The 12395-nt window shown below is 77.3% G+C and carries 12 protein-coding genes and 1 pseudogene; 6 read left to right on the top strand and 7 right to left on the bottom strand.

What is annotated here, in order from left to right; genetic code table 11:
- Nucleotides 1-102 precede the first annotated feature (102 nt).
- From PYV61_RS12025 to PYV61_RS12010, 4 genes are all read right to left on the bottom strand, one after another.
- Nucleotides 103-579: a DUF411 domain-containing protein gene (locus PYV61_RS12025; protein ID WP_275831764.1), complete on the bottom strand. Its 477-nt coding sequence runs from the start codon at nucleotides 577-579 to the stop codon at nucleotides 103-105.
- Nucleotides 580-653: 74 nt separating this feature from the next.
- On the bottom strand, nucleotides 654-1085 hold the full coding sequence (locus tag PYV61_RS12020; protein WP_275831762.1) for a (4Fe-4S)-binding protein: 432 nt from the start codon (nucleotides 1083-1085) through the stop codon (nucleotides 654-656).
- A gap of 11 nt (nucleotides 1086-1096) precedes the next feature.
- A complete protein-coding gene (locus PYV61_RS12015) occupies nucleotides 1097-1840 on the bottom strand; it encodes a pseudouridine synthase (protein WP_275831760.1) in 744 nt (247 codons plus the stop codon).
- Complete coding sequence (locus tag PYV61_RS12010) at nucleotides 1837-2490, bottom strand: trimeric intracellular cation channel family protein (RefSeq protein WP_275831758.1); 654 nt, start codon at nucleotides 2488-2490, stop codon at nucleotides 1837-1839. Before PYV61_RS12010 ends, PYV61_RS12015 begins: the two co-directional genes overlap by 4 nt.
- A 153-nt stretch (nucleotides 2491-2643) precedes the next feature.
- On the opposite strand from PYV61_RS12010, the gene PYV61_RS12005 reads away from it, so the two are divergent.
- Nucleotides 2644-3918 (top strand): FecR domain-containing protein, encoded by a 1275-nt coding sequence (locus PYV61_RS12005; RefSeq protein WP_275831756.1) that lies wholly within the window; start codon nucleotides 2644-2646, stop codon nucleotides 3916-3918.
- A 13-nt stretch (nucleotides 3919-3931) separates the two neighbouring features.
- Here PYV61_RS12005 and PYV61_RS12000 read toward each other — a convergent pair whose 3' ends face one another.
- Nucleotides 3932-4399 (bottom strand): MOSC domain-containing protein, encoded by a 468-nt coding sequence (locus PYV61_RS12000; protein ID WP_275831754.1) that lies wholly within the window; start codon nucleotides 4397-4399, stop codon nucleotides 3932-3934.
- 51 nt (nucleotides 4400-4450) lie between these two features.
- Here PYV61_RS12000 and PYV61_RS11995 point away from each other — a divergent pair, with 51 nt between their 5' ends.
- Nucleotides 4451-5986 carry an alkaline phosphatase D family protein gene (locus PYV61_RS11995; RefSeq protein ID WP_275831752.1) on the top strand — a complete coding sequence of 512 codons (1536 nt, stop codon included), beginning with the start codon at nucleotides 4451-4453 and terminating at the stop codon, nucleotides 5984-5986.
- Here PYV61_RS11995 and PYV61_RS11990 read toward each other — a convergent pair.
- Nucleotides 5970-7016, bottom strand: coding sequence for an MBL fold metallo-hydrolase (locus PYV61_RS11990; protein WP_275831750.1), 1047 nt, complete (start codon nucleotides 7014-7016; stop codon nucleotides 5970-5972). The genes PYV61_RS11995 and PYV61_RS11990 overlap by 17 nt on opposite strands.
- A 149-nt stretch (nucleotides 7017-7165) precedes the next feature.
- On the opposite strand from PYV61_RS11990, the gene PYV61_RS11985 reads away from it, so the two are divergent.
- Genes PYV61_RS11985 through PYV61_RS11975 form a run of 3 tightly spaced genes read left to right on the top strand, consistent with a single transcriptional unit; the run spans nucleotide 7166 to nucleotide 10922 of the window.
- Nucleotides 7166-8326, top strand: a complete 1161-nt coding sequence (locus PYV61_RS11985) for a hypothetical protein (protein WP_275831748.1) — start codon at nucleotides 7166-7168, stop codon at nucleotides 8324-8326.
- A 20-nt stretch (nucleotides 8327-8346) separates the two neighbouring features.
- Complete coding sequence (locus tag PYV61_RS11980) at nucleotides 8347-8805, top strand: hypothetical protein (RefSeq protein ID WP_275831746.1); 459 nt, start codon at nucleotides 8347-8349, stop codon at nucleotides 8803-8805.
- Complete coding sequence (locus tag PYV61_RS11975; RefSeq protein WP_275831744.1) at nucleotides 8802-10922, top strand: EAL domain-containing protein; 2121 nt, start codon at nucleotides 8802-8804, stop codon at nucleotides 10920-10922. Before PYV61_RS11980 ends, PYV61_RS11975 begins: the two co-directional genes overlap by 4 nt.
- 15 nt (nucleotides 10923-10937) lie before the next feature.
- On the opposite strand, the gene PYV61_RS11970 is transcribed toward PYV61_RS11975, so the two are convergent.
- Complete coding sequence (locus PYV61_RS11970) at nucleotides 10938-11930, bottom strand: MBL fold metallo-hydrolase (RefSeq protein ID WP_275831742.1); 993 nt, start codon at nucleotides 11928-11930, stop codon at nucleotides 10938-10940.
- Nucleotides 11931-12019: 89 nt separating this feature from the next.
- On the opposite strand from PYV61_RS11970, the pseudogene PYV61_RS11965 reads away from it, so the two are divergent.
- Nucleotides 12020-12395, top strand: a pseudogene (locus PYV61_RS11965) (hypothetical protein); the annotation flags it as partial.

Below are 12395 nucleotides of genomic sequence, written 5' to 3'. Positions count from 1 at the left end.
CGCCGCCCGGCGCCGCCGTCTGCGCGCGCGCCGCGGGGGCGGCGACGGTGAGGGCCGCGGCGAGCGCGAGGGCGAGGGCGAGGAGTCGCATCGGCGCCGCCCTCAGTGCGAGGCGAAGCGGTAGGTCGAGCCGTCGGCGCGGAAGGCCGTGACGTCGTACTTGTCGCTCCGCCCCGGCATCTCCATCCCCGGCGACCCGGCGGGCATCCCGCCGACCGCGATCCCCTTCACCTTCGGCCTGTCCTTCAGCAGCCGCTGCACGTCGGCCGCCGGGACGTGCCCCTCGACGACGTAGCCGCCCACGACCGCCGTGTGGCACGACTGCAGGTCGGCCGGGACGCCGTGGCGGCGCTTGATCGCGTCGAGGTCCTCGACGTCGTTCACGGCGGTCCGGAAGCCGGCCGCGGCGACGTGCATCACCCACTTCTGGCAGCAGCCGCAGGTGGGCGACTTGTAGATCGTCATCGTCGGCCCGGGGGCGGGGGCCGCGGCGAGCGCCGCGACGGGGGCGGCGGCGGGGCCGGCGGCGCCGGCGGCCGCGCCGGCCAGCCACGCACGGCGGGTCAGGACGTCGGACATGGGACGGGAGGAGGGGACGGTGGGGGGAACGCGGTCCTGCTACCCCGCGCCCCCGGAAAGATGCCCGCCGGGCGTCAGCCCGTGAAGCCGCGCGCCGTGTGGCTGCCGTCGCAGAAGGGGGCGTTCCCCGTCCCGCCGCACCGGCAGAGCGCCACCCGCTCGTCCTCGACCAGCAGCTCCCCGGCCTCGGTCTGGATGCGCAGGGGGCCGCGGACGTACAGGGGGCCGTCCCGGCGCGCCCTGACGGTCACCGGGGGCTCGGTGGCCTCGACCACGGAGGCGGGGGCGCCGTCGGGGCGGTACGCGCGCAGCGCCCCCGTCGGGCAGCGCGCCACCGTGGCCGCCACGTCGTCCGCCGTCGCGTGCTCCAGGCGCACCCACCGCCGCTCCTTCGGGTCGAACACCAGCGGCAGCCCGCGCACGCACGCCGCCGCGTGGATGCAGCGGTTCGGGTCGAAGGTGACCGCGATCTCGTCGGTCTCGTAGCGCTGCAGGCGCTTGGGCATGGTGCGTCGGCTCAGACGGTGAGGGCCCGGCGCTCGGCCGTGCTGAGGGAACGTAGCGCCCCCTTCGGCAGGTCGCCGAGCGGGAGGGCCCCGATCGCCACCCGCACCAGCCGCAGGACCTCGACCCCGCGGGCGGCCAGCATCCGCCGGATGTGGCGGTTGCGCCCCTCGTCGAGGACCAGCTCCAGCCACGCGGTGCGCCCGCCGCTGCGGAGGAGCCGCGCCGCGCGGGCGGCCAGGACCTCCCCCTCGGGCGTCGGCACGCCGGCCAGCAGGGCGTCCAGCAGCGCGTCGTCGGGGACGGCGTCGACCTGCACGTGGTAGGTCTTGTCGACGTGCGACGCCGGGTCGAGCAGGCGCGCCGCCCACCGCGTGTCGTTGGTGAGCAGGAGCAGCCCCTCGCTGGCCTTGTCGAGCCGCCCGACGGCCGACAGGTGCGGCACCCCGGCGGCGAGCGGCGCGTCGGCGATCAGGTCGAACACGGTCGGCGCGCCGCGCGCGTCCTCGCGCGACACCACCACGCCGCGCGGCTTGTTGAGCGCGAGGTACACGCGCGGGGCCGCGCGCACCGGGCGCCCGTCGACGGCGATCGCGTCGCGGTCGGGGTCCACGCGCAGCGACGGCTCGCGGGCGACGCGGCCGGCGACCCGCACGCGCCCCGCGCGGATCCACGCCTCGGCGTCGGCGCGCGAGCAGACGCCGAGCTTGGACAGGGCGCGGGCGAGGCTCACCGCCGGGCGCCGGGCGGCCGTCACCGCCCCTCCCCGGGCGGCACCGCGTGCTCGTCGGTGGCGTGCAGGCGGAACTCGGGGAGCTGCAGGCCCCACCAGATCGCGGCCAGGCGCACGCCGGCGACGATCGCCATCCCGAGCAGCGTCGCCGTCCCGCGCGTGACGCCGGCCGCCTCGAGGCCGAAGTACGCGGCGGTGCCGGCGATGGCGGCGCTCGCGTACAGGTTGCCGCGCCGCAGCACGAGCGGGATCTCGGCGCACAGGACGTCGCGCACCGCGCCGCCGGCGGCGCCGGTGACGGTGCCGAGCAGGATGCTGCCGCCGGCGGGCATCCCGGCGCGCTCGGCGATCTGCGCGCCGGCCACCGCGAACAGGGCGAGGCCGAGCGCGTCGGCGACCTGGAGCGCCGCGTCGGGGGGCACGGTGCGCCGCCGCCGCACGAGCCAGACGGTGCCGAGCGCCGAGGCCGTGACGACCAGCAGGTAGTTGCGGTCGGCCAGCCAGGGGAGCGGGTGGCGGTCGAGGAGCACGTCGCGGATGGTGCCGCCGCCGATCGCCGTCACGAGCGCGAGCACGAGCACGCCGAACAGGTCGAGGCGCTTGCGCCCGGCGGCGAGCGCGCCGCTGACGGCGAACACCGCAACGCCGATCAGGTCGAGGACGTAGAGCAGCACGGAGCGAAGTTAGCGCGTCCGGGGCATCGGCGGCCTCGGCAACTTGTAAGCGAAACCCGCACGGGGTGTCAGGGAAACCCTGTTGCGCGGCCTTTTGACGGGGGCGACCGTCGCAGCGGCCCGTGGTCCGACCGCTCTCCGACGGAGGTCGTCATGCCGGCAACCGCTCCCATCGATCGCGAGGTGCTCCTCAACCTCAAGCTCGGGGACGAGCACGCGCTCGAGCGCCTGTTCCGTACGGCCTACCCGCACCTCGCGGATCGGGCGCGCGCCGAGCTCGACGATCCGGCATCGGCGCCGCGGGTGGTGGAGGGCGCGTTCCTGCGCGCCTGGGACCACCGCGCCGACTTCGAGTCGCCCGAGGCGCTGGAGCGCTTCCTCCAGCGGTCGGTGCACGAGGGGGCGGTGCGCGAGAAGAGCCGCCGCGCCTCGCTCCACCGCTTCGAGCAGCACGAGAAGGTCAAGCCGATCCACGCCGGCGACCGCCTCGCGGCCCCGGTGGCCGACCTGCCGGTCGACGACGCCTGGCAGCACCTGAGCGCGGTGCTGCACGCGCCCCCGCCCGACGCGGCCAAGGTCGCCGACGCGCACCACCAGCACCACAAGCACGAGGCGGCGATGCACATCGCCTCGGTCGCGAAGCGCCCGCCCTGGGCCGGGCCGGTGATCGTCGCGGTGGTGCTGGCCGCGCTGTTCCTGGTCGCGATGCGGTGGATGGACCGCACGAGCGGCGACGTGGCCGTCAGCCGCGCCCTCGCGTCGACCGAGGTCCGCGTGCGCTCGACGCGCCCCGGCGAGCGGGCCGCGCTCACGCTGACCGACGGGAGCAAGGCGACGCTGGCCGGCGACTCGAAGCTGCGCATCCCGTCGGCGTTCGGCGCGCCGGTGCGCGCGGTGGCGCTCGAGGGCGCGGCGTCGTTCCAGGTGCAGGGGGGCGGCGACGCCGCGTTCCACGTGCGCACCGGCGAGGCGATGCTGACCGCCACCGGCACGGCGTTCGACGTGCGCGCGTTCCCCGGCGAGGCGCGGACGCTGGTGCGCGTGCGCGAGGGGACGGTGACGGCGAAGTTCGGCGAGACGACGCGCGCGCTGGCGGCCGGCGACGTGGTCGACCTGCGCCCCGACGGCTCGGCGCGCGAGGTCCCGGCCGCGGCGCGCGACGTGGCGTTCGCGTGGGCCGACGGGCGGCTGGTGCTGCGCGACCGCCCGCTGCGCGAGGCGCTCGTCGACATCAACCGCTTCACCGGGCTGACGCTGCTCGTCCCCGACGCGTCGCTGCTCACGCGCACCGTCTCGGCCGACGTCGAGCTGGGGTCGACGCGCGCGCTGCTCGCGGACCTCGAGAAGAGCGGACGGCTGGCGTTCGGCTACGACGGGCCGCGCATGGTGCTGCGCGACGCCGCGGCGGCGGGGGCGGCGAAGAAGTAGCCGCCCGCGCGACCTACTCCTCCCAGGCGACGGCGTCCCCCACCGCGAGGACGCCGTCGTCGAGTACCTGGGCGTAGGCGCCGCCGCTCCACGGCGCCCGGCGCATGGCGGCCTGCAGCCCCGGCACCGCCTCGTCCATCCGCTCGCACGGGCGCGTCTCGCCGCCGACCTTCAGCCGCACGGCGCCGACGCGCAGCACGCGGCCGCGCGTCTGGGCCAGCCGCACGCCGCGCAGCAGCAGGTTGGCGCGCCGCGCGGTCGGGGGGGCGGCGCCCCCGGTCTCCGCCATCAGCGCCGCCCACGCCTCCTCCTCCAGCAGCGTCACCTGGCGGAAGCGGCTGCGGTCCGCGCTGCCGACGAGCCCGCGCCCGGCCCGCGCCTCCGCGCGCGCGACGGCGTCCATCGGGCCGCGGTGCGCGCGCTTGAGCCAGATGGCGAGCAGCGTCGGGGGTGGGGCGTCGTGCGCGGCGTCGTGTACCATGCGTGCAACCTACCCTGGCGCCGGCCGCCGCCGCGCGGGAGACTCCCGCGCATGAACCGCCGACTCTTCCTGGAGGACCTGACGCGCGCCGCCGCGCTGTGCGCCGTCGTCCCCAACGTCTGGCGCGTGACCGCGCGCCCGCGCCTGGCCGACGACCCGTTCGCGCTCGGCGTCGCCTCGGGCGACCCGACGCCGACGGGCGCGGTGCTGTGGACCCGCCTCGCCCCGCGCCCGCTGGAGCCCGACGGCGGGATGGAGGGGCCGCGTACCGTGGTGGCCTGGGAGGTCGCCGAGGACGAGGGGTTCGCGCGCGTGGTGCGCCGTGGGCGCGCGACCGCGGCCCCCGAGCTGTCGTACTCCGTGCACGCCGACGTCGACGGGCTGCGACCGGACCGCTGGTACTTCTATCGGTTCTCGGTCGGCGGCGCGAGCGGCGCCACGAGCCCCGTGGGACGCGTGCGCACGACGCCCGCCGACGGCGCGACGACGCCGCTGCGCTTCGCGGTCGCGTCGTGCCAGCACTACGAGACGGGGCTGTTCACCGCGCTCGGCCACCTCGCGCGCGAGGAGCTCGACCTGGCGCTGCACCTCGGCGACTACGTCTACGAGTACGGCCCGTATCCGAACCGCGTGCGCCGCCACGCCGGGCTCGAGATCCGCACCGTCGACGACTACCGGCGCCGGTACGCGCAGTACAAGAGCGACCCGCTGCTGCAGGCCGCGCACGCGCGCTGCCCGTGGGTCGTGACGTGGGACGACCACGAGGTGGACAACAACTACGCAGGCGGCGAGGGGGAGAACGAGTTCGAGTCGCAGGAGCAGATGCACCAGCGGCGCGCCGCCGCCTACCAGGCGTGGTGGGAGCACCAGCCGGTGCGCGTGCCGCGCGCCCGCTCGTGGGCGGACCTCACGGTCTACCGCGCGGTGCGGTGGGGCGGGCTGGCGCGGTTCGCGATGCTCGACGGGCGCCAGTACCGCAGCCGGCAGGCGTGCGGCGGCGAGCTGCAGACGGTGCCGTGCGGCGACTGGAATGACCCCGCGCGCACGATGCTCGGCGCGGCGCAGGAGCGGTGGCTCGACGACGGGCTGGCGCGCGACGGCGCGCGCTGGCACGTGCTCGGCAACCAGGTGATGGTCGCGCCGTTCGACCAGGACCCGAAGGCGCCGGAGCGGCTCGACATGGACCAGTGGGGCGGCTACCCGGCGGCGCGCGAGCGGCTGCTGCGGACGCTCGCGGGGCGCGCGGCCGGCCGCGCGGTCGTGCTGACCGGCGACATCCACTCGAGCTGGGTCAACGAGGTGCGGCGCGGGCGCGCCGCGGTGGCCGCGGAGTTCGTCGGCACCAGCATCTCCTCGGGCGGCGACGGCGCCGAGAAGTGGGGGGCGGTCACCGACGAGGCGCTGGCGGCCAACCCGCACATCCGCTGGCACAACGCGCGGCGCGGCTACATGACGTGCGAGGTGACGGCGGACGCCTGGCGCACCGACTACCGCCTCGTGCCCTACGTGTCGCGCCCCGACGCGCCGGTGGCGACGGCGGCGTCGTTCCGCCTCGCGCACGGGCGCGCGGTCATCGAGCGGGGGTGAGGGCGGCGTGGGCCCGCGCGACCGCGGGCCCGGCCACGTAGGCGTCGAACAGCGCGCCGCGCACGCGGCTCTCGCCGGCGAAGGCGCGCCGGAAATCCGAGAGGTCGACCGAGCGGCGGGCCTGCTCCAGCGTCTCGCCGCGCGCGACCGCGGCGGCGGTGCGCGCCTGCACCGCCGCCAGCAGCGTCTGCACGCGCGCGAGGCGCGCGTCGTCGCGCAGCGGCGAGCCGTGGCTGCTGGCCACCACGGCCGCGCCGAGCGCGCGCAGCCGCCCGACGGCCGCCGCGTACTCGGCGGGGAACGACGTGGTGCCGACCAGCGGCACCGGCCACGCCGCCAGGTCGCCGGCGAAGACGATCCCCGCGGCCGGCAGGTGCACCACGATGTCGCCCGCCGTGTGGCCGCGCCCCAGGTGGCGCAGCACGATCGGCGTCCCGTCGGCCGGCAGCGCCAGGCTGTCGCCCTCGAAGGTCCGCGTGGGCGGCGTGGGGCGCCACGCCGGCGCGTCGGCGAGGTAGCCCTCCCCGAGCGCGACCACGGCCGCGTAGCTGGCGCGCTCCTCGTCGTCGATCGGGCGGCCGGCGGGGCTGCGCCCCTCCGCCAGCAGCGCGCGGTAGCGGCCCAGCCCCGCGGAGAGGTCGGCGACCAGCTGCCGGCGGCGCGCCGCGTAGTCGCCCGCGAGGTCGTCGCGCGTCGCCGCGTGGGCCACGATCGCGACGTCGGGGAAGCTGTCGCGCCAGACCTGGAGCCCCGAGACGTGGTCGTCGTGCGCGTGGGTGACGACGACCGTGCGGACGGGGAGGCGCGTCACCCGGCGGACGGCGGCCAGCACCTCGCGGGTGTGGGCGGCGGTGAACTGGGCGTCCACCACCGTCACCCCGCGCTCGCCGACGACGAACGCCCCGTTCGACTCGAACAGCACCGCCGGCGGCTCGGCGCGCGGGACGAGGTAGGCGCCGTGCCCGAGGGGGACCGGCGCGGGGGGCGGCGGCTGGAGGAGGAGCGCGGCCGCGAGGGCGGGGAGTCGCATGGCGAGACGGTGCGGCGCCCCCGGCCCGGGCGCAACGCGGGCGGGACGGGGCGCGCGTCGCGCCATGCGAAAAGGTCATGAACCAGGGCTCAAACGCGGCTGGCGCGCTGCCGAAGCTCTAGGGGAGTCCCCCCAGAGCCTCTCCCTCGATGCGCACCCACCCCGCCCGCCGCACCGGCCTCGCCGCCCTCCTCGGCCTCCTGCTGTCCGGGACCGCCGTGTGGGCGCAGCCGGCGTCGCCGGCGCCCGCCGACACGGCGTCGTCGCCGGCGGCCGCCGCGGCCGCCGAGCCGCTGCCGAACCGGTTCGCGATCCACGGCTACCTGACGCAGGGGTGGGCGCAGAGCACGGGGACGGCGTTCTACGGCATGTCCAACCGCCCGTCGAGCGACTTTCGCTACGCCGCCGTGCAGGCGCGCTTCCGGGCGACCGAGAAGGACCTGTTCCTGGTCCAGCTCAACCACCGGCGGCTGGGGCGCAGCCCGATCACCGACTTCGAGTCGGACGTGAACCTGAACTGGGCGTTCTACCAGCGCACCCTCGGCACGGGGACGACGGTGAAGGTCGGGCGGATCGCGATCCCGCGAGGGATCTACAACGAGCTGCGGAGCGTCGGCGTCGCGCTGCCGACCTACCGGCCGCCGGTCGTGTTCTACGACGAGGGCGCGTACTACAGCGAGACGATCGACGGCGCCGTGGTCTCGCACCGCTTCGCCGAGGAGGCGGCGTGGAGCCTCGACGCGCACCTGTACGGCGGCGGGTGGCGCTCGCTCGCCTACGACACGTGGAGCGAGTCGTACGGCATCGCGCGCGTGCGGGCGGAGAACGCCGTCGGGGCGCAGCTCTGGCTGCACACGCCGGCCGAGGGGGTCCGCGTGGGCGTGGCCGCGCAGCGCTACGACTACGACTGGGACTCGGACGTCCCGTACGAGGTGAAGGAGTGGCACGTCTCGCTGGACGCCACGCGCGAGCGCGGCTTCCTGCGCACCGAGGCGCAGCTCCAGAACTACGGGCAGGACAAGTTCTACAGCGGCTACGTGCAGCTGGGCGCGCGCGTGACGCCGCGGCTCACGCTGACGGGCGAGGTCCAGCGCTCGCGCGACACGGACGTGCAGTACGGCGAGGGGCTGCCGGCGTCGTTCGAGTGGCACCGCTCCGACGGCCTGGGCGCGGCGTTCGCGATCGCGCCGAACTTCGTCCTGAAGGCGGAGCACCACTGGGACCGCGGGATCCAGGTCGAGCAGCCGGCGGACCCCATGCGGGCGCCCCGCTTCCGCTACGCGATCCTGAGCCTGTCGGCCAGCTTCTGATCCGCATCGCGTCCCGTCCGATGCCGCGCCGCCTGCGGTGGTCCGCGCTCTCCCTCGCGCTCGTGTTGCCGTCCGCGCCCCCGCGCCAGCCGGTGCCGACGGCGCAGGCCGCGGCCGGGTACGTGGTCGTCGTGCATGCGAGCAACCCGACGCCGGCGATGCCGCGCGAGCAGGTCGCGAAGCTGTTCCTGCGCAAGGCGACCCGGTGGCCGAGCGGCGCGCCCGCGCTCCCGGTCGACCTGCGGGGCGGCGAGCCGGCCCGCGAGGCGTTCACGCGCGAGGTGCTCGGGAAGTCGGTGCCGAGCGTGAAGGCGTACTGGCAGGCGCGCATCTTCTCGGGGTACGACGTGCCGCCGCCGGAGCAGCCGAGCGAGGCGCAGGCGGTCGCGTTCGTGCGCGCGAACCCGGGGGCGGTGGGCTACGTGTCGGGGTCGGCCGTGCTCCCCGAGGGCGTGCGCGCGCTGGCGGTGGGGCCGTGAGCGCGGCGTCGCGGCCGGGCGCGTGGGCGGAGCGCTACCGCGCGCTCTCGGTGGCGAACAAGCTGCGGCTCTTCCCGCTCGTCGCGGCGGCCGGGCTGGGGCTGGTGCTGCTCGTCGCAGTGGGCTTCGGGCTGATCGCCGAGCGCCGCCTCGCGAAGCTGGAGCGCGAGTACTACCCGGTGGTGGAGGCGGGGTGGCGGCTGGAGCAGACGCTGGGCGCGCTGCAGCGCGCGCTGCAGGACGCCGCGGCCACCGGCGACGCCGAGCACCTGGCGCGCGCCGACTCGCTGGCCGCCGCGTTCCGCGGGATCGCCGAGCACGAGGGCGACGCGGCGGCGGGGGAGCGCATCCGCACGCACTTCGCCCGCTACGCGCGCGCGGGCCGCGCCGCGACGACGCGGATGATGCGCGGCGAGCTGGGGCCCGAGGTCACCGCGGCGCTGCAGGAGTTCACCGCCGAGCACCGCGCGCTGCGCGAGGCGATCGCCCTCGACGCCGCGGCCGACCGCGCGCAGCTGACGGCGGCGTTCGCGAGCGAGCGGCGGTGGCAGCGGGCGGCGTGGAGCGTGGGCATGGCGCTGACGCTGCTCACCGTCGTCACGCTGGCGGCGCTGTCGCGCCTCGGCGCGCGCCTGGTGCTCACGCCGCTGCGCGACGCCGTGGCGGTGGCGGACCGCGTCGCCGCCGGCGACCTGGAGGTCGCGATCCCGGCGGCCGGCCCCGACGAGCTGGGGCACCTGCTGCGCACCCTCGGGCGCATGGTCGAGAGCCTGCGCGGGAGCGAGGACCGGCTGGTGCACCAGGCGACGCACGACGCGCTCACCGGGCTCGCCAACCGCGTCCTGCTGCGCGAGCGCGTGCTGGCGCTGGACGCGCACGGCGCGCGCGCCGCCAGCGCGATGCTCTACGTGGACCTGGACGACTTCAAGAACGTCAACGACTCGCTCGGGCACGAGGCGGGCGACCAGCTGCTCGTGGCGGCCGCCGCGCGGCTGCTGAACGCGACGCGCGGCTGCGACACGGTGGCGCGGCTCGGGGGCGACGAGTTCGCGATCCTGCTCCCGCACGTGCAGTCCGCGGCCGACGCGCGGGTGGTGGCGGAGCGCGTCGTCCGCGCGCTGGCGGCGCCCTTCCGCATGCGCGACCACGACGTGAGCGTCGGCGCGAGCGTCGGCATCGCCCTCGGCGCCAGCGTGGCGCAGGCCGAGGACCTGCTGCGCTCCGCGGACCTGGCGATGTACGCGGCCAAGCACGGCGGGAAGGGGCGGCACGCCGTGTTCGCCGAGTCGATGCGCACCGCGGCGCTGGAGCGCATCGCGATGGAGGGCGACCTGCGCGGCGCGCTGGAGCGCGCGGAGCTGGAGCTGCACTACCAGCCGATCGTCGAGCTGGCGACGCGCCGCGTGGTGGGGGCGGAGGCGCTGGTGCGGTGGCGCCACCCGGAGCGCGGGCTCGTCCCGCCCGGCGACTTCATCCCGGTCGCCGAGGCGACGGGGCTGATCGTGCCGATCGGGCACTGGGTGCTGCGCGAGGCGTGCCGCCAGGCCGCGGCGTGGCGCCGCGCCGGCTACGGCGCCGCCGACGCGCCGTTCCGTATGGCGGTGAACATCTCCGCCTGGCAGATCCAGCACGCGTCGCTGGTGGACGAGGTGCGCGGCGCGCTCGAGGAGCACGCGCTGCCGCCGGAGGCGCTGACGCTCGAGATCACCGAGAGCGCGATGCTCGCCGACACCGAGACGACGCTGGCGCGGCTGCACGCGCTCAAGGCGCTGGGCGTGCGGTTGGCCGTCGACGACTTCGGCACCGGCTACTCGTCGCTGGCGTACCTGCACCGCTTCCCGGTGGACGTGCTCAAGATCGACCGCGCGTTCGTGGCGCGCGTGGGCGGCGCGGCGCACGAGGGGAGCCACGACGCGACGCTGCTGCGGGCCATCGTCGCGATCGGCGAGGCGCTGCGGCTGCCGATGGTCGCCGAGGGGCTGGAGCACCCGGCGCAGGTCGAGGGGCTGCGCGCGCTCGGGTGCGACCTGGGGCAGGGGTTCCACTTCGGGCGCCCGACCCCGGCCGCCGACTGGCCGCCGTCGCCCGCGCTCGCGCCGCAGCGCGCCGCGGCCTGAGCGCGACCGGCTCCGTCAGCGCGCGCCGAGCTCGCGGTACCAGGCCGCGAAGGCGCGGTCGTGGAAGGCGCGGCTGAACAGCGTCCACTCGCCGAGCGACGCCGGCAGCGCGAACGCGGCCGCCGCGTCGGTGGCGGGGAGCCCGGCGGCGTGGGCGGCGCGCGCGGCGCGCTCCGCCTCGTCGAGCAGCGCCAGGTAGCGGTCGACGTCGGGCGCGCGCCCCACCGGCCCGTGCCCCGGCACGAAGCGCCCGCGCCCGTCCCGGCGCAGCGCGCGCGCGGCGGCGCCGAGGCGCGACGGCGTCGCGTCGACGTAGTTGGGGAAGATCCCGTTCCAGAGCAGGTCGCCGCCGAAGGCAACCTCGGCGTCGTCGACCAGCACCGCGACGTCGCTCGCGGTGTGCGCGGCGAAGGGGCGCACGCGCACCGTGCGGCCGCCGAGGTCGAGCGCGGTGTCGGCGTCGCCGGGGAGGATCACGGCGTCGCGCAACGCGGCCTCGCGCGACGGGTCGGCGGGCGCGTTGCGCAGCGCGGCGTCGCGGGTGGCGGCGGTGCCGTGGACGGCGCAGCGCGCGTCCGCGTCGCGGTAGCCGGCGAGGCCGTTGGCGTGGTCGGCGTGGTAGTGCGTGACCACGACGTGCGTCGGCCAGCGGCCCGTCAGCTCGCGCGCCCGCTCGGCGAGCCAGCGCGCGCCGGCCGGCTGGTTGAACCCCTCGACCGCGAGCACGCCGTCGCGCCCGGCCACCAGCCCGCCGTTGGAGAGCGTGGTGCGGTCGCCGGCGAACGGCGTCGAGACGAGCGCCCAGACGCCCTCGGCGACGCGCTCCAGGGCGCCGAAGGGCTCGCGGGCGACCACCGCCCCCGCCGGCGCCCAGGGGGACGCGCGGCGGTCGGCGGCGAGGGCGCGGCCCGCCAGCGCGAGGTGGGCGGCGCCGGCGGCGAGGGCGGCGAGGGCGAGGAACGCCCGACGCGACAGGGCGTTGGGGGAGGTGGCGGCGGGGTCGGTCACGCCCCATGCTAACGCCGCCCGCGCGGCGCCAACACTCGGCCCCGCCGCGGCGTAGTCGGCGCGACCCATTCCCCCCGGAGCCCCCCTCCATGGTGTTGTCCCCCCGTCTGGCGCGCGTGCTCGGCGCCGCCGGCGCGATCGGCGCGGCGCTGCCGCTCGGCGCGCAGGCCGGCCCCCGCGCGGTCCCCCCCTCCACCTACGCGATCACCAACGCCCGCCTGGTGCCGGTGTCGGGCGCCGCGATCGAGCGCGGCACCGTCGTCGTGCGCGGCGGGCTGATCGCCGCCCTCGGCGCGAACGTCGCCGTCCCGGCCGACGCCCGCGTGATCGACGGCAACGGGCTGACCGTGTACCCCGGCTTCATCGACGCCTACTCGACGCTCGGCGTGGCCGCGCCGCGCGCGAGCGGGCAGGGCGCGGGCGGCGGGGGCGGCGGCGCCGCGGCCTTCGCGGCGGCCGCGCAGG

The organism is Roseisolibacter sp. H3M3-2, assembly GCF_029211165.1.
Taxonomy (GTDB): Bacteria; Gemmatimonadota; Gemmatimonadetes; order Gemmatimonadales; family Gemmatimonadaceae; genus Roseisolibacter.
This window is presented reverse-complemented; position numbering and strand designations above follow the sequence as displayed.